Annotated in this window: 14 protein-coding genes; 4 read left to right on the plus strand and 10 right to left on the minus strand. The window is 38.6% G+C overall.

The features are described from left to right. Window positions 1–21: 21 nt before the first annotated feature. Window positions 22–675: a transposase gene (locus IPM47_20540; GenBank protein QQS29191.1), complete on the minus strand. Its 654-nt coding sequence runs from the start codon at window positions 673–675 to the stop codon at window positions 22–24. Between the two features lie 798 nt (window positions 676–1473). On the opposite strand from IPM47_20540, the gene IPM47_20545 reads away from it, so the two are divergent. Then, complete coding sequence (locus IPM47_20545) at window positions 1474–2013, plus strand: FKBP-type peptidyl-prolyl cis-trans isomerase (GenBank protein ID QQS31543.1); 540 nt, start codon at window positions 1474–1476, stop codon at window positions 2011–2013. A 125-nt stretch (window positions 2014–2138) separates the two neighbouring features. Continuing rightward, window positions 2139–3062 carry an FKBP-type peptidyl-prolyl cis-trans isomerase gene (locus IPM47_20550; protein QQS29192.1) on the plus strand — a complete coding sequence of 308 codons (924 nt, stop codon included), beginning with the start codon at window positions 2139–2141 and terminating at the stop codon, window positions 3060–3062. A gap of 198 nt (window positions 3063–3260) precedes the next feature. Here IPM47_20550 and IPM47_20555 read toward each other — a convergent pair whose 3' ends face one another. Further along, on the minus strand, window positions 3261–4019 hold the full coding sequence (locus tag IPM47_20555; protein ID QQS29193.1) for a DUF4476 domain-containing protein: 759 nt from the start codon (window positions 4017–4019) through the stop codon (window positions 3261–3263). Window positions 4020–4154: 135 nt separating this feature from the next. On the opposite strand from IPM47_20555, the gene accC reads away from it, so the two are divergent. Next, on the plus strand, window positions 4155–5669 hold the full coding sequence (gene accC, locus IPM47_20560; GenBank protein ID QQS29194.1) for an acetyl-CoA carboxylase biotin carboxylase subunit: 1515 nt from the start codon (window positions 4155–4157) through the stop codon (window positions 5667–5669). 40 nt (window positions 5670–5709) lie between these two features. On the opposite strand, the gene IPM47_20565 is transcribed toward accC, so the two are convergent. The 8 genes from IPM47_20565 to IPM47_20600 form a co-directional block, all read right to left on the minus strand. After that, window positions 5710–6612 carry a hypothetical protein gene (locus IPM47_20565; protein QQS29195.1) on the minus strand — a complete coding sequence of 301 codons (903 nt, stop codon included), beginning with the start codon at window positions 6610–6612 and terminating at the stop codon, window positions 5710–5712. Between the two features lie 98 nt (window positions 6613–6710). Beyond that, on the minus strand, window positions 6711–7268 hold the full coding sequence (locus tag IPM47_20570; GenBank protein QQS29196.1) for a YceI family protein: 558 nt from the start codon (window positions 7266–7268) through the stop codon (window positions 6711–6713). A 59-nt stretch (window positions 7269–7327) separates the two neighbouring features. Beyond that, entirely contained in the window at window positions 7328–7732 is a 405-nt protein-coding gene (locus tag IPM47_20575) for a hypothetical protein (GenBank protein ID QQS29197.1), read from the minus strand. A gap of 40 nt (window positions 7733–7772) precedes the next feature. After that, window positions 7773–8156 (minus strand): hypothetical protein, encoded by a 384-nt coding sequence (locus IPM47_20580; protein ID QQS29198.1) that lies wholly within the window; start codon window positions 8154–8156, stop codon window positions 7773–7775. 373 nt (window positions 8157–8529) lie between these two features. After that, window positions 8530–9294 (minus strand): hypothetical protein, encoded by a 765-nt coding sequence (locus IPM47_20585; GenBank protein ID QQS29199.1) that lies wholly within the window; start codon window positions 9292–9294, stop codon window positions 8530–8532. A 148-nt stretch (window positions 9295–9442) separates the two neighbouring features. After that, window positions 9443–12931 (minus strand): T9SS type A sorting domain-containing protein, encoded by a 3489-nt coding sequence (locus tag IPM47_20590; protein ID QQS29200.1) that lies wholly within the window; start codon window positions 12929–12931, stop codon window positions 9443–9445. Between the two features lie 384 nt (window positions 12932–13315). Further along, window positions 13316–18760, minus strand: a complete 5445-nt coding sequence (locus tag IPM47_20595; protein QQS29201.1) for a cadherin-like domain-containing protein — start codon at window positions 18758–18760, stop codon at window positions 13316–13318. A gap of 111 nt (window positions 18761–18871) precedes the next feature. Continuing rightward, on the minus strand, window positions 18872–20152 hold the full coding sequence (locus tag IPM47_20600) for a hypothetical protein (protein ID QQS29202.1): 1281 nt from the start codon (window positions 20150–20152) through the stop codon (window positions 18872–18874). 824 nt (window positions 20153–20976) lie between these two features. Between IPM47_20600 and IPM47_20605 the strand changes: the two genes are divergently transcribed. Next, the gene (locus tag IPM47_20605; protein QQS29203.1) at window positions 20977–22368 is read left to right on the plus strand and encodes a dipeptidase; all 1392 of its coding nucleotides are present in this window, start codon (window positions 20977–20979) and stop codon (window positions 22366–22368) included. Window positions 22369–22511 lie beyond the last annotated feature (143 nt).

Consider the following 22511-nt stretch of genomic DNA (forward strand, 5'->3'; position numbering starts at 1 on the left):
ATCGGGGTCGGAGGTAGATATTTAGCTTTCTCCTGTTTCTTCTAATTGTTTCAGAAGCTTATGATAACTATCTTTTTGCCGGTTTTGTTTGTCGATAGCTTTCTGTATAATTTGTTTGTTATCTTCATCGGCAGTAGAAAGCGCCGTATTGTATTCATCTAATTTCCGGTCTATGTATTCGAGGCGTTTCTCTATTTTTTTATCGCTAAAATTATTCTTCCTTGAGTTTTGAGCGCGAAGTTTGGTGCCATCTCCGGCAATGAGTTTCCCCCCGATGAGGTCAAATTGTTTAGCAACGGATACCGTAAATTTAAATACTTTGCGTATGGCTTTTTCATTATCCCGCCGAAAGTTGGAAATAGTATTATGGTCGGGGGTCAATTCTTTCATGAGCCACATCACTTCAATGTTTCTGCGACACTCCTTTTCTAATGCTCTTGATGAGCGAATAGAATTTAAGTAGCCGTAAATATAAAGTTTCAACAAATCTTTCGGATCATAAGGAGGTCTGCCTTCGGTAGTACCTGTTTTGATCTTGAAATCAAAATCCGAAATGTCAATGCTTTCCACAAACAAATCTATAAGCCGAACTTCGTTGTCCCGATCAATGATTTGTTCGAGTGTTTCAGGAAAGAGAATGCTCTGATCTCTGTTTTTACCTTGTATATAATTCATACACAAATTTACGAAAACTAATACTATTAAAAGAATTTTTTAGTTCATTTTATATGCCACATATCGTTTTATTGATATGTTTTGCCGGATAGTTTTTAGACAGTCTGAGGTCATAAGGTTTCAATTTCTTACGCCTTCCGATTTGCGGCTTAACAATACCAAAAACCCGATAAAATAAGGATTCTATATCCAACCTCGTATGTTTGCCCCAGAAACACATTAGTAGTACTTTTTCAGATAGAAGTGCTATTTTGTGAGGGTTAAACCCGGAAAGAGGAGAGGTATCCCTACCATGATAATCAAACATTAAGATATATCGAACGTGAGATTTTCCCCCTCTTTCTTTTTATACCCACTCAGAAGACCGAATAGTATGTTGAGATATCAATCATCTGAATGATGTCAAAGCAAAATCTCGGATAAAAATGCGAGGATGGTTGGAGTACGGTATTTGGTAGTTTGACCTATTTCACGGTTTATACACAGGATTTATGGCAAATTCTTTAATTGTTAGTTCAAAAACAACACAAATTATAAGCAGAATCATAAATATTGAACAACAAAACATCCATGACCGGCAAATCTATGGGTTATCATGGTAACATTCAGTTTCCGGATTTGAATTCTGCCTTTTCGACCCACCTAAGTTTATTTTTACCAAAAATTAACCCTATCCACAGGTTGATTCATGATAAATTTATGTTGACGTTATTCATTGACGTTGTTATTGTTATTACCTTTGCGGCCGATTTAATCATCAACATAAAAACTACTTACACAATGAAAAAGATGCTTTTAATGCTTGGCATTATCCTTTTTTTAGGGGTCGCTTGCAATCAAAACTCAACTAAAGAAACTGAAACTACGGACGCAAAAACAGAACAACAACAACAAACCCAAACACCTCCTCAACCGAAACATCAAACCACCCCGGTTGACCCACAGGAACAAGCCCGTATTGATGCTGAATTGATTCAAAAATTTGTTGCCACCAACAATCTCAAGGCTCAAACTACCGAGTCCGGTATTTATTATGTGGTTGATAAACCCGGTAGCGGCAAAAACCCTACCTTAGAAAGCACTGTAAAAGTTCATTATTCCGGCACCCTTTTAAATGGGACAAAATTTGATTCTTCTTATGACCGTGGTGAACCGACTGAATTTCCTTTGAGAGGGGTTATTCGAGGATGGCAGGAAGGTATTCCTTTGTTTAAACCGGGCGGAAAAGGTAAAATTATCATTCCTTCAGGTTTGGCTTACGGACCTCAGCAAGTTGGCCCAAGTATTCCCCCTAATTCGGTGTTAGTATTTGATATCGAATTGTTGGAAGTAAAATAATTTACAGCAAAATTCACCATATTTAAAAAAACAGCCTTGTACTTTCAGCTTTTTTTGAATTGTCAAGGCTGTTTTTTAGAATTTACAGGAATATTTTCTTCTCATAGCTTCAAATTACATTTTTCATGAAAAACGTTGTCCTTACATTTATAATCTTGTCGGCTGTGGTTATTGGATGTAGTAAGGGAGGGGGTGGATATACTTCTTCCTCATCAGGAATGAAATATATTGTTCATACAAAAAACGAAGGAACCAAAGCAAAACTCGGCGACTTTGTAACACTACACATGCAATATGCCACGTCAAAAGATTCAGTAATCTTTTCTTCTTATAAAAACAACCGCCCCCTTTCATTCAAATTTCAGGAAACCCTTTTCAAAGGTGCATTAAACGACGGAATAACCCAAATGGTAGCCGGTGATAGTGCGACCATGCTTGTTCCGGTTGATTCCATTTATGGTGACCGAATTCCAAATTTCACCAAAAAAGGGGATATGTTAAAATACACCATTACCTTACTCAAGGTGCAAACTCAGGAAGAATACACCAAAGAGCGGGATGAACAAAGAATGGCACAGGATGAAACCGACAAAAAATTGATTGAAGATTATAGGGCAGCCAAAAACCTTAACATGAAAACTTCAGCCTCCGGTCTTCACTATAATATTGCAAAGCAAGGTTCGGGAGAAATCACTCCTGAGGATGATTTAATAGCTAAAATGAAATATAGCATTAAATTATTAGACGGAACTGAAGTCGAATCAAGTAAAGGTAATATTCAGGAAATGCCTATGAACAGGCAGTCTAAAGGTGTCAGAGAAGCCATCTCGTTGTTGAAAAAAGGTGGAAAAGGCACATTTATCATACCTTCGACCCTTGCTTTTGGCGATCGTCAACGTGGAACCATTCCGGCAAACTCCGTTTTATTATATGAAATGGAAATCTCGGATTTAGTTCCCAACCAAAGTTCACCAAGAGGAACAACAGCACAACCTGCTCAACTCCAAAAAACAATTTCAACCCCCGACACCACCAAAAAAACAAGATAAGAAATGTCCGGATATTTACCGGTCAAATAAAAAAAGAGCGATGCGCAATAATTATGCAGCATCGCTCTTTTTTTTTGCCTTAATTTTATTCGGTTAAAACAAAATCACAATGATTTCCAATAAAGATGGAGATGGCACAGTATCGTTGAGTTCTATCTAAAAAACCCTTAACCCATATACCATATTTAACTCACACCATTATTTGTTACTGCCTAATTTTGAAAGTTCCGCTTTACTGCTTTCAAATTTAAAGCGATTAAACAGCCCGGTAAACGAGTCTTTATCCGTCAAATAGGGATAAGCGTATTTTGTCAGCTCCAGTTTTCCTGCTTCAAAACTAAAAACATCTATCAATTCTCCCAACTGAGCACAATTGATTTTATTTTCACCTGAAATCGCATTTTTTGACATGCTGAGGCGGGTGTCATCATAAGATTGCTCCTTAACCTCTGATTTAAGTTGGTTAAACACCGCACTGTTCATTCCGGGTGCCGGTGTATTTGCTGAGGTTTCAGTTTCAACTTTTGTTTGGTTTGAAGGCTGTTTGTTTTCAGGGGTAATAGTCTGATTGCGATTGTCAGAAATATAGGGATCATCCGGACGCTGTGAAGATTTTCGCTCTGCATATAAATCTTTTGCATCATGTACCCGGAAGATTTTGTCAGAATCAAGATAAGCAAAAATTTCTTTACCTTCGGGTATCCTGATATAATCGGCAAAAATGATGCGCCCTGTTTTCCGGTTAGCCCGGGGCTTTACTATTTTCAACAAATGTACGCCGGGCGGCACATTTCTAATGGTATATGAAGTGCGAATGTCTTTAAAATGCACATCGTTCAGCACTAAGCTAAAAGGAGATTTATCGTGCATTTGCAGATGCAAAACAGACTCCTGTGCTTTAATATTTAAGCAGGAAAGCAGGAAAATGGTTAAAACTACAACAAGACCGGTTCTCATAAAATTTGTTTTTAATGGTGTTAAATACTTCACCTGTTGATTTGACCCTTTATATTAAACATCGTTTAATTAACATGGTTTCACTTTGTCAATTAATTGCATCATCTTTGCAAGCTAAACAACTATTAACAGGTTATGAAGAAAGTGTTGGTTGCAAACAGAGGCGAGATTGCCTTGCGCATTATGCGGTCATTGAAAGAAATGGACATAAGAACCGTTGCCGTATATTCTGAAGCAGACCGTTATGCCCCTCATGTCAGATACGCAGACGAATCTGTTTGTATTGGGCCGCCTCCTTCCAACCAATCTTACCTAAAAGGTCATACCATTATTGAAGTTGCCAAAAAATTAGGAGTAGACGGTATTCATCCGGGGTATGGTTTTTTGTCTGAAAATGCAACATTTGCTCAGGCTGTTACCGATGCAGGAATTATTTTTATCGGCCCTACTCCACAGGCAATAGATATGATGGGCAACAAACTGGCTGCAAAAGCAGCCGCCTCTAAGTATAAAATCCCGATGGTTCCGGGAGCAGATACGGCGATAACCGATATTGCCGAAGCTCATAAAATTGCAGAAATAACCGGCTTCCCTATTTTAATCAAAGCGGCAGCAGGTGGTGGTGGAAAAGGGATGCGGGTAGTTCAAAATCAGGAGGAATTGGAAGAACAAATGCAAAGAGCGGTCAGTGAAGCATTGGCAGCATTTGGAGATGGTTCTGTGTTTATTGAAAAGTTTGTAACCTCTCCCCGACATATTGAAGTCCAGGTATTGGGCGATACCCATGGCAATATTGTTTATTTATTTGAACGTGAATGTTCCATTCAGCGGCGACATCAAAAAGTGATCGAAGAAGCGCCATCTGCAATAATGACCCCTGAACTAAGGGCTCGAATGGGTATCAGCGCAGTTAATGTTGCCCGTTCCTGTAATTACATTGGTGCCGGTACCGTTGAGTTTTTGGTGGATGATCAAATGAATTATTATTTTCTGGAAATGAACACCCGCCTTCAGGTTGAACATCCGGTTACGGAAATGATAACTGGTATTGATTTGGTAAAAGAACAGGTTAAAATAGCAAGAGGCGAGCCATTAAGTTTTAGTCAGGAAGACCTGAAAATAAACGGGCACGCAATCGAACTAAGAGTTTATGCTGAAGATCCGGTCAATAACTTTCTGCCCGATATTGGTGCTTTACAAACCTATATACCACCACAAGGTCCGGGTATTCGGGTGGACGATGGATTTGAACAGGGAATGGCTATTCCGATTTATTATGACCCTATGATTGCCAAGCTTACGGTTCATGCGTCAAATCGTACTGAAGCAATAGAAAAGATGAAACGTGCAATTCAAGGCTACCAAATTATTGGGATTGAAAATACACTTTCTTTCGGAAAGTTTGTAATGAACCATGAAGCCTTTGTTTCCGGCAATTTTGATACAAATTTTGTCAGCAGGTATTTTAAACCTGAATTTCTTAATCCTCAAACCAATGAAAAAGAGGCGCTGTTTGCTGCCATCATAGCAACCAAATTATTAGAGGCTAATCACCAAACAAAAAACAAACATCCTGAAAATAGCCTGAATTCCGGACAAACAACGGCAAAAAACAGCAATTGGAAACTTAGAAGAAAGTCGAACCGCTAAAACACATTGAGTATCAACCTATAAGAAAGAGGTAATTCGTCTATTTCGATTTTTGTTTAGGCTTATATAGGGTAAATACCCTTGAAATGTTAAATCCAAAATGGATGTCTCCTTTAAAAAAGTCGCCTGTTGTTTCGGCAATAAACCCTTTTTCAACCATTGCATTGGAATTGGTAAAATGCAGTTGAAATACATGCCCTCCGGTTTCTATGTCAATTCCAACAGACAAAGAATTTTTTATGTCTTCTTGTACCTGATTTGGTAATACATAATAGTATTCCGCATTGATCGCAACCCGTTTGGTAAGTTTTTGACGAGCAGCAACGCCAATTGAAAATACATCATTTTTTTCATCCTTAGTAGCAACCAGGTTTCTATGTACCAAAGTAGGCATGATTTGTAGTGAAAAGCCCTCCGAGAATTTGCGGCCTACAATGACCTGGTGTGTAAAAAATAAGCGAGAGGTGAAATAGTTTTTTCTTTCCGGATTGCTCCATTCTAAAGTTTTAACTGCCATAGTTCCTACATAAATAGCACTAATCGGCATTTTGCGTTTGCCGGTACTTTGTCTCAATAGTTTTGCCTTAATAAACCCATCGTAAATTTTTTCAAAACTACTGCGCCCAAAACCTGTTGCCAGCCAATCGGTAATCCCATAATCTACCCCAAGTCTTACAGTAGCATTGTCTATTCCAAAAAAATTCTCCCAGCCGCTGTTCAGATACCCAAATCGGTGGGAAATCTTTACATCCAATACTCCTGCGGCTGTATTTTCGAGTGAATGAGAATTGATTACTTTATTGGTTTTAAAACTGGCTTTGACATATTCAGTTACAGGTTCTTCATCATCCGACAATAAGTCGAGCAAATCGTCCTGAGCAACTGCATGAAATTGTGTAAAAAGTAGAAATATAACTGCTGCAGCAAATCGCAAAACTTTCATAGGAACTTGTTTGAATATCTAAAAACACAAAAACGGGTATGCGAAGTTACACTGAATTGTAGGCTCTGCATACCCGTTTTAAAAAAAAATCGGCTGATTTATTGATTATAGGGTTGATATTTTATAGCAACCGTAATGTCAATGTTTTTTGCGATATTGTCTTTGACCAGTTTTGGGATTTCGATATTATAATCAGCCACTGCTACGGTAAATTTTGAATTGGCAGCAATTTTTCCGGCAACAATATCAATAGTTCCCCTAGTTGATACCGGTTTTGTTACACCATGAATGGTTAAGTCGCCCGAAACAGTTACAGAATAAGAACCATCATTGCTGAAATTTACATCAGCGATATTATCAATCTGACCTTTAAAAGTTGACTTGGGATATTGATCAGACTCCATATAGTTTTCGTTGAAATGTTCTTGCATCAAGGCTTTTTCAAATTCAAATGCCTTGATTAGAACGGCAAAATCCAATTTTCCAGTTTCAATATCCAATATGCTGGTTACTTTATCATTAACCGCAGAAATATCCTCAACCGGAGTGGATGAGAAAAAATCAATGTGCCCGTTCTTGGTAAAATATTTGCTTTGAGCAAAAATTGAAGCACTTGACACTAATAAGAATGCAACGAGAATTACTTGATTTTTCATAAGTTCAAATTTGTTTAGAAATAAAAGTTGTTTAGAATTGCTATAAACTATTGGATTTATTATTTTTTAAGTACACAACGGACTAAAACTACATCCATTAAAACCCCGGTACAAACACCCTTAATAACTACGGCATCTCCCGGTTTAAGGTTTTCGGTTCCCGAAGCATCCTGCATTTCACAACTAACACCACCCATATCTCCCCCTTTAAGGGCAACTGTTGTTTTACCGTCTTGCGCTTCAATTCCGGTTATAACTCCACTTACTTCAATGGCTTTGTCGTTGTATTTTTGGTTTGCCGCATTTTCATCTTGCTCAAATTCGGCAAATAATGCCTGAGCATCTACTTGTAAATCTGTTTTCAAATCTGTTGTCTGGGATACAGGTTTGTTGTACATATTCCATCCAATGTAGCCACCTAAAGCTGCTACAATCAACAATACGAATAAGGCTTTCGTTTTCATAAATGATAATTGTTGGTTAGTAAAAAAAAACAATCAAATTTTAGTTGTTGGGCGCACCATCATCGGTCCATTTTTTAATTGCCGCAATGTCGCAAACAGGTAATTTTGCCCCACCTTGAGGCATTGGTGAAAATCCTGTACTATGGCTGACTGCACCGTACATTTTACCATTCAGCGAATATTGTCTTGCATTTGCATAATCCTCCAAAATAATTCCGCCTAAAGCTGCCGCAGAACTATGGCATACATAACATTTCGATTGCAGTAAAGGGAGAATAGTGCCCGAATATGTTACAGTTATGGTATCGCAGTTATTGGGTTGCCCGTTATCCGGATAAAGTTCTTCTTCATTGTCATAATAACAAGCTGCATGAAATGCAAGTATAAACAATATGATAAAAGGAAAAAAAAGTTTTCGATACATGTTGTTTCAGTTTAGCACAGGTTGAACTTTAAGAACTTGAAATGGTGGCTATACGGTTAAAATATCAGACTTAAACTGTTAATTAATTGAAGCGCTGTAAGTTACACTAAACCATGATTACAATATTGCTTATTATTCACTAATCCTAACAAGATGAAATCAGACTGACATTCTTAGGTGTTTTGAATTTAACTTGAAATGTTAAAAATCAGTATTAAAAATTGTTTAAACTCGCCTAACCATATACAATTCCCTCTCAATTAGATAAATAAACTGACATTAGGTTTAACATTCAATAGTAATGGATGAAAAAAAACTGATAGACTCAATGTCAGACATTTCTGCATCTAATTTTTTTATAACAATTTTCTTTTTAATTGTTAGGAGAACCTGAGTTTACCCAGGCTTCAATTTTATCAATAAAACAGGCATTCAGTGGTGGTTGTAAATATGGCATTGGAGTATAACTTGTACCGTTCAGAACTCCTATTAATTTACCTGAATTTGCAGTTGCCGATATTTGAGCATAATTCGTTAATAATTGTCCTCCCTGCGGGCTGCTTCCACTATGACATCCCATACAGTAGTTCTGAATGATGGGAAAAACAGTTGCACTAAAACTTACGTTCTCTGTATTACATCCATTTGTTTCATCACAAGTTAAATTTTGAGCTCCTTGTGAGATCCATTGTCCAATAATGGAAATTTGAGCACTGCTTAACGGCGAATTCGGAGGCCGGGGCATAATTTTGTCAGGATCGTCTTCAGTTATAACTTCATAAATATCGCTTCCGTCTAAATCATTAGGTTCAACATCAGCAGTATTCATAACATTTATATAGCTATCTAATATGACACCATCTTGATGTGAAGAAGCATCATGACAACCTGATTTTGCACAATTTGATAATAAAATTGGAAGTACGTCTCTTTCAAAATAGATTACATTTGGCAAACAAGGGTTATCGTTGATATCGGTAGTATCCGGTGGTGGCAATGTAGTGGTATCTATAGGGTTTGTAATTGTATCTAATGGATTTTCATCTGGCAAAATAGGTTCGTGCTTACACGATTCGAATAATAAAACAAGTAAGAGGAATGTAACAAATAGCCCGGATGTTCTGAAAATCAGTGGCATGTTTAAGTTTTAATATTAAACGAAGCTATTTTAAAAATATTTCGATGTTCAAACAAAAATATTTAAAAACTCAAAATAATTGGCTGGCGAACAAAGAAAACCCCCGTTTGGGGTTACCAAACGGGGGTTTTAAGAGTAAATTTAACTCTTATTCTTTGACAAACCGGATGGTTTGAACATCAAGTCCGTTATTCATTGACAGGAAATAAATTCCGGAAGCATAATTTTTCACATCAATGCTTAAATTGTTTACCCCTTGTTGAGCTATTTTGCTGAGTGCTTCTATTTTACGGCCTGTTAAATCATAAATCGCAAATTCGACTTCACCAGACAATCCTGTGTTAAAAGTAATATTCAACAGATTAAATGCCGGAATTGGCGATACTTCTACAAAACCTAAATTTGCCACATTGCGTTGCAAAACAATTATTCCGGAAGCAAGTGAAGTTGTACCGTCAAAATCAGTTTGAACAAGTCTGTAATAGCTGATACCTGAGGGTGCATTTTTATCAAGAAGTTCATAACTACGTGAAGTGCTCACAGTTCCTGCACCTTTAACTATCCCGACAGTGGTAAAATTAATGCCATCTGCCGAACGGGTTAAGGTAAAGTAATCGTTATTAGTTTCAGTGGCTGTTGTCCATGAAAGAAGGTTTCCTTGTGGCAAAACAATGCCATCAAAACGGAGCATCGAAACAGGAGTTGGGTTACAATCAATTATTCTGCTTTCACTGTAAGCACAACCACCACCATCGCTTACACCTATTAGATAAGCAGCATCTGAGGGGTAAGGTGCCGATTGAATTGTTGAGGAAAATTGGTCATCCATATCTCCGAAAACAGTATATAAAGCACCATTGTCAAAAGCAGGATATCCACCACTTGCTGAAATCGTCAACGTATATTCAAAAGTGAACGGATCGCATATTGGTTGAATGTCCACAATAAGTGGGTCTAAAAACACAACAGGCTGACTTTCTGAAATATCTGTACAGGCATCACCAAGATCAGGAATTCCATCACTATCCTCATCAGTCCTACCTACAACAGTAGTAATATAATATAAGGTATTATTAACTGCTCCGTTCAAGTCAGAAGCAGCAAACGTGATGGATTCGGCAGGATCAGATGGGGTTGCAAATACACCAATTATACCTCCATCATTAACGTCGGCAGTTGTATGAACTAAATAAACACCAAACTCACCACTATCAGTATCTACTATCAATCCTTCAGATAGCGCAGAGGCTAAATTACCATCACAAACAGTTTGCAATAACGTTGACATATTTCCTGCATCAGGAGCACAAGCACATGATACTACCAATACTAAGCTTGCATTACAACCATTATCATCAGAAGCTTCAATTAAATATGTGCCATCATCCAACAATTCTCCATCCGAAATCGGATCACCATTTAAGCTAAATGAAAATGGTGCTACTCCATCAACTGTATTTAAAAGAATTCCCGATTCACAATTATAGTCAACCAAAAGTGTGGTCAGGTTATTCACTGTTAAAACATTATCTACCGCATTGGAACAACCGTTTGCATCAGTGGCAACAATTGTGTAAGTTCCGTTAGTTAGTATATCATCATTTTCAACAGGGGTACCGTTAGCTGTAAATGAATAAGGCTCAACACCTCCGGATGAGGAAACAAACAATCCGGTCAAACAAGTATATGCTGAAGCAACTTCAATAACAACTCCTTCGCAGGGGTCGGGCAAAGCACAACTTTCAGGTGCAGTTATGAAATCATCGGCAACTATTGCACATCCCACATTATCTGAAAAGAATACCGATACACTAAAAGTTGCACCGTCGGCTATTAAATTGGTAAGTATAACGGTTTGGGGACTTGTAGCAATAGCATAAGCCTGGCCATTTACCATTAAATCACCGGAAGCAGGGGCATCTTCGTATGTAATCGTTATTTCTTGAGTATAGGTATTGGTTAATGGATCACAAGCGCTTTGTGTACCGGCTGTAATATCTGTAATTGCACAATTCAATACAACTTCGCAATTTGCCGGTGCTGTAAATAAATCATCCACTGCAAAATTACAACCTGCATCGTCAGAAAATGATGCTGTAACACTTACCATCAAGCCATCAGCAGTTAATCCGTTTAACGTTACTGTTTGCGGACTTCCTGTAACAGCAAAAGATTGTCCATTTACTACTAAATCTCCGGTATTGGGGGCATCTGTATAAGAAACCGTAATTTCCTGAGTATAAGTGTTAGTTAATGGATCGCAAATGCTTTGTGTACCGGCTGTAATATCTGTAATTGCACAATTCAATACAACTTCGCAATTTGCCGGTGCTGTAAATAGGTCATTTACTACACTATTACAAGCCGTGTCATCGGTAAAAGCAGCCATAACTGTTACATTTCCTCCATCAGCAACCAAACCATTAAGTGTTTCTGTTTGAGGGCTTCCTGTAATTGCAAATGATTGACCATTAATCATTAAGTTGCCTCCAAGAGGTGCATTTTCATAAGTAACGGTTATTTCCTGAGAGTAGGTGTTTGTAATAGGATCACATGTACTTTGAGCACCGGCTGTTAAACTGGTAATAGCACAAAAAGGAATCACCTCACAATTAGCTGGAGCTGTAAAAAGGTCATTTACTACACTATTACAAGCTGTGTCATCGGTAAAAGCAGCCATCACTGTTACATTTCCACCATCAGCAACCAAACCGTTTAGTGTTTCTGTTTGGGGGCTTCCTGTAATTGCAAAGGATTGACCATTAATCATTAAGCTGCCTCCAAGAGGTGCATTTTCATAAGTAACGGTTATTTCCTGAGAGTAGGTGTTTGTTATAGGGTCACATGTACTTTGAGCACCGGCTGTAATACTTGTAATAGCACAAACCGGTACTACTATGCAGTTAGCAGGTGCGGTAAATAAATCTGAAGATGATAATGAACAAGCGTTATCATCAGTAAAAAAGGCATTCACACTGACCAAAGCTCCATCAGCATTTAAACCGGTCAAAGTTACAGTTTGCGGACTTGCAGTAATATCAAAAACCTGACCGTTAACTGATAACTGCCCGCTTGCCGGACTGTCCTGATATGTTACAACAATCTCCTGAGTGTATGTATTGGTGTTCGGGTTACAAATTCCTTGAACTCCCGTTTGTAAGTCTGTAATTTGGCATACCGGAACGGCACAAAGCAAAGAAATTCCTCCAAAAATATCCGGATTAGAAGTATAAAATTCCTGAAAATTATTATCAGAACCAAATGTTTGAGTTGCTTCAAACAATAATCCAGAAGGCAAATTACCATCCAAAACATCAAAAGTCAGGGTTGCCAACTCGTTGGGAAGATTACTAAAAGATTCGGTTTGCGAATTGGCGGCTCCATTCCAAAAGGCATTAAACTGGGTTATTCCGTCTAATACTTGTACTCCGTTTCCATAGTTACCGCTAAATCCTGGTGCAATTGTTACCTGAAGGTTCGACAATGCAAGTGAATTAAAATACAAAAACAAATTCCAATTGTCCACAAGATATTCCACATCAGAATTAGCGTACAGAGTTAGAGTAAGTTGTGGAGGCGCAGAAGTGCAGTTTAATGTTACATTATCTACTGTCACATTAAAACTTTGAGCTTTCACGTTGATTGAGCCAAGCAGCACTAGAGCAAATAAGCAAAGAAAAAATGTAAAATTTCTCAACTGCATAATACTTAATTTAATTTTAAATCAGAGTAATTCATTTTGTAAAACCAATCTCCTTCCATAGATTCGTTTATTTATTAACATAAACAAAATCAGGAGTTTTTAAATATTCAAATGCAAACTTACAACTTGGCAGGTTATTTTTTGCTATCAGAGTCAATATTTTACAATAATCATTATACTATACTACAATTTCCTGACATTTCATGAATTTCCAAATGCATTTTGCCAGGAGTCCAGTTCTATACCTGATAATATAAAAAAGCCCTGCTTCAATTATTGAAGCAGGGCTAATTTTCAGATTTTAACTAATGAAATCTGTTATTCTTTTACGAATCTGGTAGTTTGAACGTTCAGACCGTTGTTGATAGTGATAAAGTAAACACCTGCAGAATAGTTTGAAACATCAAAACTAACATTGTTCAACCCATTTTGAGCCAAAACAATATGGCTTGAAATTAAACGACCTGCAACATCATGGATTACGAATTTCACTTCACCACCCAGGCTTGTGTTATAGCTTACAGTCAAAGTATTTGCAGTTGGAATTGGAGCTACATCTACAAATCCAAAAGGAGCAGCATCGCGACGAAGCGTAATTACTTCTGAAGCAATAGTTGTTGTTCCATCGAAGTCGGTTTGCTCTAAGACATAATAGCTAAGTCCATTTGGTGCATTTTTGTCTAAGAATTCATAGCTATTTGCTATAATGCTGTTACCAACACCTTTAACCGTACCAATAGCATTAAAGTTAACCCCATCTACTGAACGTTTGAGAGTAAAGAAATCATTATCAGTTTCAGTAGCTGTTGTCCAGTTAAGCATATTTCCTTCTGCTAAAACTTTACCATCAAAAGTGAGCAAGGTAATTGGAGTAGGTTTACAGGTAACCAAATTGTTTTCGGTATAAGAACATCCTGCATCGTCTGTAACACCAATAAAATATTCACTTCCTGAAGCATAACCTGCTACCAATACAGACTCTGAAATCTGACCGTTGAAATCGCCAAATACTGTATAAAGTGCGCTGGGGTCAAATTCGGGATAAGAACCGGACACTGCTATCACCAAAGTGTATTCCTGTGTATCATCATTACAGATGGGTTGAATATCTACTAATAATGGATTTAAGAATACGATGGGAGTGCTGTCAGAAACATCTGTACAAATGTCGCCTAAATCGGGAAGTCCATCTCCGTCAAAGTCATTTTGACCTACAATAGCACTTACATAATATACGGTGTTAGTTGTTGCTCCCGGAACATCAGCTAATGCAATAGAAACTGCATCGGTAACATTGAATGGAACAGCAAAAACAGCCAATACATCGCCATCTCCAAGATCGGGGGCTGTATGTACTACATAAAATCCTACTTCTTCAACATCTATTTCTATACCAACTGAAAGAACGGAAGCAGAAGCTCCATCACAAACAGGTTGTAATTCGTCTGACATATCACCGGCCTCAGGTGTACATTCAATTACACAAGGTTCAGGAGGACAAACCAAAATATCTCCGACAGTACACAAGAAACCATCGCTCACGATATCTACTTTGAAACATGGTAATCCGTTGGGGAAAGGACCTGAAACCAATACACCTGCTCCAAGAATAGGATCCCAAGGTATGAAGTAAGGCGGCAAGTTTGTACCATATCCACCGACATTAGCGTAAGCAGGGAAACCTCCGTTTGCAATAAGTCTAACAAAGAAACCACCATCCACAGTTGGGTCACAGAATGTTTCCCAATCTAAAGTAACCTGGGTTAAAACAACAGCTTCTGCAGGAGTTGAAACATCAAAACAAGCATCTCCGCTTTGGGCTAAAAGGTCTGCTATATTTGTGCCAACACCAAAAGTTGGTGCGCTTGCATCAGCATAGTTAACAGCATAGACAGAATAAGTTCCTGAAGGAATATTTGTCAAATCGCCGGATGCAGAAATGGCTAAAATATTACCGGCACCATCAACGATGAAATAGCTTTGCGAATAACCTGCAGAATTGTTAAACCCTGTTGCAGCTATGTCAAAACCTCCTAATCCCAAACTATCGGCGCAAGACAAATTAAATGAATTGTTTAAGATACCTGCGTTCGCATCACAACTTTGTACCGTCACAGTAATAGTTGATGAAGCAGATGCGCCATTAGAATCCTGAATAGTATATGATATGACAACATTACCTGTAAATCCGGGGGTAATTGCAAATGTTACCTGACCACCTGCTGTAAAGTTTGTTACACTACCTGCTCCGGAAGGAGAAACACCATCAATACTTACTAATGAAATCGGATCGCCATCGGGATCACTATCATTGGGTAGTACATTTATAGTTACAGTTGCAGTTCCTTCTAAAGCAACAATTGCATCCGGATTAGCAACAGGTGCTTGATTGCAATTTCCAACTGTTAATACGGTCGTGCCTGAACATCCATTGGCATCGGTTGCAGAAATAATATACACTCCTTCGGGAAGGAAAGTGCCATTTAAAGGCCCGAAGCTATATGGACCTGTTCCGCCACTTGCACTTACTGATAAACCGGTAGCACAGCTATATGTAGCTGAAACACTGATAGTTACTCCATCGCATGGGCCGGGTGTAATGCCGCAATCAACAGTAACTGTACCCGGGAATGAACCAGAGCAACCATTAGCATCTGTAACTGAAAAAGTATGGGTGCCATCAGCTAAGAAAGAACCATCAGTAACCGGTGTTGTACCATCTGCTATAATAGTGTAAGGAGAAGTGCCATTACCTATAGAAGTAAAAGACAGACCGTTTTCACAATCGTAGGTTGCAGCAACAAGGAAATCAACTCCATCGCAAGGTCCGCCTGTACCACCACAGTTAACAGTTAAGCCGGCAATGTTTCCGGAACAACCGTTTCCGTCAACAGCATTAAACTGATAGAAGCCGTTTGCTAAAATCGTTCCATTACCTACTGAGCTACCTTGGGTAGTCGAGAAACTATAAGAGCCTGTTCCACCGGTAGCACTGATGCTAAGTCCTGTAAGGCAGTTGTAAGATACGGTTAAATTTATGCTTGATACAGTAATAGTTGCACTACCTGCACAACCATTATCATCAAAAGCTGTAATAATGTATGCACCATCGGGAAGGAAAGATCCATTGCCTACTGAAAATCCATTGGTCATAAAAGTAAACGAACCCGTTCCGCCAGAGGCACTGACTGATAATCCTGAATTGCAGTCATAAGATGCAGTAACATCTATAGTAACTCCAACACAAGAAATACAATCTACATCTAATCCAACACTTCCAGTACAACCATTTTCGTCTGTTGCTACTATAGTATAAGAACCATTTGCCAAAACAGCACCACTTTCTAAATTAAAAGTATATTCACCATCTCCACCTGTGGCAGATACCACTAAGCCGGTAGCACAATTATACGTAGCCGTTACCTCAATATCTACACCGGTACAACCGGTTGAAATACAATCAACTACTAATCCGGATTGTGTGCCTGTGCAACCATTTACATCAGTAGCTACAATTGTATAGGTACCATTAGGCAGGAAAGAACCGCTCGTAACCGCAATACCATTGGCCGTGATGTTAAAGCTACATCCACCGCAAGTGCCACCATTAACTAAAACGTCCAAGCCGAGGTCGCAGTCATAAGAAGCATCCACATCAATCACTACGCCTGTACACAGGTCACATCCAACGCTTAGAGTAGTGGTAGCAACACAACCATTGGAATCAGAACCATTAATGGTATAGGTGCCATCAATTAAGAAACTTCCATTAGTTACCGGTGTTCCATCTGCGGTGAATAAGAATGGGCCGACACCACCTGTTGTATTAAATGTTAGTCCGTTTACACAGCTATATGAAACTGATAATGCGGTTAGACTATTGACAACTAAAGTGAATGGAGTAGAATCTGAACAACCGTTTGAGTCGGTTGCAACAATCGTATAGGTACCATTTGCTAAAGCATCGCCATTATTAACGGGATTGCCGTTGGCAGTGAAGGTATAAGAGCCTGAACCACCGGTTGATGAGAGTTGTAAGTTAGTGGTGCAATTATAAGTTGCGGTACCATTTACAATAACGCCCAAACATGGATCTACTATTGCACAACTTTCAGGAGCAACAAAAACATTCGTATTTGTCAATGAGCAACTTGGATTAGCAGTAAAAGAGGCGGTAACATTTACCCCGGCTCCGTTTGCGTTCAATCCGGTAAGGGTTACTGTTTGAGGACTGCCGGTGATGGCAAAATTTTGACCATTAACAGTTAATTGACCGGAAGCAGGTGGGTTCACATAAAGAACAGTAACCTGTTGGGTATATGTATTGGTTGCCGGAACACATGCAGTTTGAACTCCTGCAGATAGTCCGGTAATATTACAAACCGGAGTACAGTTAGCAGGTGCAGTAAACAAACCATTTACTGTTAGCGCGCAACCGGGATTCACCGAAAAACTGGCTGTAACGTTAACAGGGTTTCCGTCAGCAGCAAGTCCGGTTATCGTTACTGTGCGTGGGCTGGTGCCAATAGTAAAAGATTGACCACTTACCACTAAGTTCCCTACCGGAGGTGGGTTGCTAAAAGTAATGGTTACCTGTTGTGTATAAGTATTGGTTGCAGGATCGCAGGCAGTTTGAGTTCCTGCAGTTATGCTGCTGATATTACAAACCGGTGCACAACTTGCAGGGGCGGTAAATAAATCATTGGCAGTTAAAGTACAACCGGGGTCAGCTGTAAAAGATGCAGTTACACTGACACTGTTGCCATTTGCAGTCAAACCGGTCAGGGTTACAGTTTGTGGGCTGCTTGTAATGGCAAAGTTTTGGCCATTTACCGTTAACTGACCACTTGCAGGCTGGTTGCTATAAGTTACTGTAACCTGTTGTGTGTAAGTATTAGAAGCAGGAACACAAGCAGTTTGAGTACCTGCAGTTATGCCACTGATATTACAAACCGGTGCACAACTTGCTGGGGCAGTAAACAAACTGTTGGTAGTTAAAGTACATCCCGGTTCTGCGCTGAAGGATGCAGTTACGTTAACTGCATTACCATTTGCGGTCAGACCTGTTAAAATTACAGCCTGAGGGCTGGAAGTAACAGGAAAGCTTTGACCATTAACAATTAAGTTTCCACCTGCAGGCGGGTTGCTGTAGTTAACAGTTACTACCTGAGTATAAGTATTTGAAGCAGGAACACATGCGCTTTGAGCACCGGCAACCAAACTGTTGATAGAACATGGCCCTGCCGGACAAGCCAATGTAATACCTCCAAACAAACTACCATCAGCAAGATAATATTCGTTAAAGCTGTTGTCAGTTCCAAAGGTTTGAGCAATTTCAAATAATAACCCGGTAGGCAAGGCATTGTTAACAATATCAAATGTTACAGTTACCAACAGTGTTGGTGTGGTACTGAAACTTTGGGTTTGTCCGTTTGCTGCTCCATTCCAAAAGGCATTAAATTGTGTAATACCAACAAGGACATCCACACCGTTACCATAGTTGCCGGTAAATCCGGGAGCAAACGTAATTTGCGGGTTGGTAATTGCATTTTGGTTAAAATACAAAAAGGCATTCCAGTTATCTACTAAATAAGCAGAAGTGGAAGTTGCCGATAGGGTGAATGTTACAGTTGGTGTTCCTCCGGAGCAATCTACTGTAGGAGCGCCGACTACAATCCCAAAGTTTTGCGCAAACGCATTATTTGAGAATAAAAAGGCGAGCACCATGCAACTCAAGGCAATTGTAAAGTTTTTTAATTGCATAATATTTAAATTTTTTATTTTTAATTGCGGATAGACAAAAAACTGTCGGTTGTTTTATTGTTTATCTGAGATTTCAGAAACATGAAGTTATCTGATTTTTGAATAACCTTTTTACTGTTGTGGAACTACAAATCCGGTATATGGATTATTGGCATTCCATCGGTTTCGGTCTGCCGTATTGACTTGACCGTCCATGTTAAAGTCCTGATTTTTATATACATTAGTACTGGGGTTGTTGGCGTTCCAGGAGTTACGGTCAGACGTATTGACATTGTTATCGCCATTGGCATTACCGGTACGCATTACCCATTTTTGGGTTCCACCGGTTCCAACTGTTTTTTGTTGGGTGTATGTTGTCGCACCAATTGTAATACTTTGGTTGGTAAGACCAAAATCATAAGGAGAAACGTTAGGCAAAACAATCGTTGAACTTGAAGCAGTCGGAATATGAGTTCTGTGACGTACAATAATATAATAGCTGCCTCCCGGAGTTAAAGAGTTAAAGGTTACGCCCGTCGTACTGCCGCCTGTAGGATCGGTAACCGTTCCGTTTTGTAAAACTATGGCTGCTTTTCGTTCGACAATTGTCCAGGTGGTTCCGCTCAAAGTAGCAACAGAAACCAATACCCAATCCACCATATCCGTAGGAATTGCAGCGAGAGATTCTGTACCTGTATAGTTCCAGGGAGTTTGGTTGTAGGGTTGAAGCAGGGGAACCAAATTAGAGGTATTTAATGATTTGTTCATAATACCTGTAGTAGTATTATAAGGTCCTTCTAAATGAGCTTTAAGTTGTACTATAGTACCTACCACTGAACAAGCCGATACTCCACCACTAAACGGACTACTTGTTCCAAGTGTGTGAGAATTTGCGGGGTTATTTGTTTGATCGTTAAAACCGGTATAAGTAGTATTAAAGGAAATGTTAGCAGTTCCGGCACTATTTACGATAGTAAAACAAAACTGGGCCATATTTGTCCAAGCTGTACTTGTAACATCAGTTGTTGGAGTTCCGGCACCTGCTCCTAAAAGTACATTAAAATTTCCTTCTCCAATATTACCTTGTTCCAAAGAAGAAAACTGTGGGGCAAAACCATAGCCGCTTCCTGTACTAAAAAGTGCATCACTTCCTGCTGTTTTCACCGGATTGTTGATCACATTGGCATTGTATTGAAAAAACGCGGTACTATTACCTATTTTAAAGGTGCCGGTTTGGGCACGAACCTGCAAGGTAATACAAAAGGTAGTTGGGGTTCCTGAAACACAGTTTACCACCGGATTAGCAAACTGTACATTCACTACACCTGCATTTACCTGATTTGTACTTGCAAAAACCAATATCATGCAAGCGATCCAGGTTAAACGATTAATTAAAGTTGCCTTAAACTTCATAGCTATGATTTTAAGTTTTATTGATTTTGTTGATTTTAATTCCTGTTTTCTTCCTATCTGTTTTAAATTCCTACAATTACGGCACAATGTATAAACATTATGCGGTTTTAAACAAAGTTAATTCTCTTTGTTAAATAAATCTGTAAATATTCGACAAATAATGCGTATTGAATATGATTTAATTCAAACGTTGGCCTAAAATTAGCTACTTTGTAATAAACCACAACATTTTTTTAGTAAAATATTTGTCGGCAACTTTCAAATAAATAATTTTCTATTTACAAAGAGATATTTTGGCGTAAAAATACCATGCTCCTTAATATATTTCAAGAAAAAGTAAAAAAAATACGCTGTCTGCTTCACATCTGTCTAAACTATACTTTATCAGATAGGTACTGTTAGGTAAAAACCCGTCAATAGCTGCCATTTATATGCTCCCAAAAATCAAACCAATTTCGAATTTATAGATCTGTTACTTTATTTTATGGACAGTAATGTAATCAACGGCTCCTCCTTAATAATCTAAAATTCAGGCTAAACTCCCCTTTTTCTAATTGTTTGCAGTTTTAAAAACTCAGTAAATAATCTTTGTTAAATGTGATTTTCCCCATTCAATCATTTACTAAATCCCAGGTTGAATTTTGGTCAACTTCGTTTTAATGGCTCTAAAGAAATATAATAATTCGCCATTGATTTGGCAACAGTTTAATACTATAAGTTCAAAACCTGAAAGATATGTCTAGATTTGAGTGTAGATAATTCCATATATTAATTATAGGGTAAAAATTGTAATTTTGCGACTTTAGAAAACCAAAATCCAAAATATGCAAAATACACTGAAGTATAGTCAGGAAAATAAAGAACGATTTTTAACCGAATTAATCGAATTGTTAAAAATACCATCGGTTAGTGCTGATAGCAAGTATAAACCTGATATTCTTAAAACCGCACAATTTGTAGCTGATCAACTAAAAGTTGCAGGAGCTGACCATGTTGAGTTATGTGAAACCGGTGGGAATCCTATTGTTTACGGGGAAAAAATGATACATCCGGATTTGCCTACGGTTTTAGTTTATGGACATTACGATGTTCAGCCTCCTGACCCGCTCGAATTATGGAGTTCTCCTCCGTTTGATCCGGTAGTTAAAGACGGAAAAATTTACGCAAGAGGAGCTTGTGACGACAAAGGGCAAATGTATATGCACCTAAAGGCATTTGAAGCTATGATGCAAACCGGTACTTTGCCTTGTAATGTAAAATTTATGATAGAAGGAGAGGAAGAAGTTGGTTCTGAAAACCTGGCTCCTTTTGTAAAGGAAAATACCGGTAAACTTCGCTGCGATGTTATTCTCATTTCAGACACCTCTATGATTGCCAACGATACTCCGAGTATCACTGTTGGTTTGAGAGGATTGACTTATATGGAAGTAGAAGTTACAGGTCCTAACCGCGATTTACATTCAGGCACTTTTGGGGGAGCAGTTGGCAATCCTATCAATGTTCTATGCCAAATGATTGCTTCACTGCATGACGAAAACCGGCATATCACAATTCCGGGTTTTTATGACGATGCAGTAGTCATCAATCATGAAGAACAAATTGCCATGAACAAACGTCCTTTTAATCTTGATGAATATAAAAAATATTTAGAAATTAATGATGTTCAGGGAGAGGCAGGTTATTCAACCATTGATAGAATTAGTATTCGTCCGACCTTAGATGTTAATGGGATTTGGGGTGGTTATACCGGTGAAGGGGCAAAAACAGTGCTGCCATCAAAGGCTTATGCTAAAATATCAATGAGATTGGTTCCCAATCAAAAATGGGATAAAATAGCTGAACTTTTTACTGATCATTTTCTGAACATAGCTCCCGCATGTGTAAAAGTTAAAGTTACCCCTCTTCATGGTGGCGAGGCTGCTGTAACGCCTACAGATTCGATTGGTTACAGAGCTGCTGCAAAAGCCCTTGAAACTACCTTTGGAAAATCACCTATTCCAACCCGTGAAGGAGGAAGCATACCTATTGTTGCTTTGTTTGAAGAAACGCTTAAAGTAAAAACCGTATTGCTTGGATTTGGATTGGATACAGATGCCATTCACTCTCCAAACGAGCATTTCGGGTTGTTCAATTTTTATAAAGGTATTGAAACAATCCCCTGGTTTTACAAAGAATTCACCAAATTATGGGAAGAAGAAGAAAAGCCTTCAAAGTAACATCTTGTTAGCCTGATTTTATATGTCAGTCAAGTATCCCGCAGCCATAATCATCATTTTATGACTCGATTTTCAATTACAAAATGGCTGCAACGTCAAAACGACTTTGTATTTGCATGCTATGCCATTTTTGCTGCTTTCGG

The organism is Sphingobacteriales bacterium (assembly GCA_016700115.1).
Classification (GTDB): Bacteria; Bacteroidota; Bacteroidia; order Chitinophagales; family UBA2359; genus UBA2359.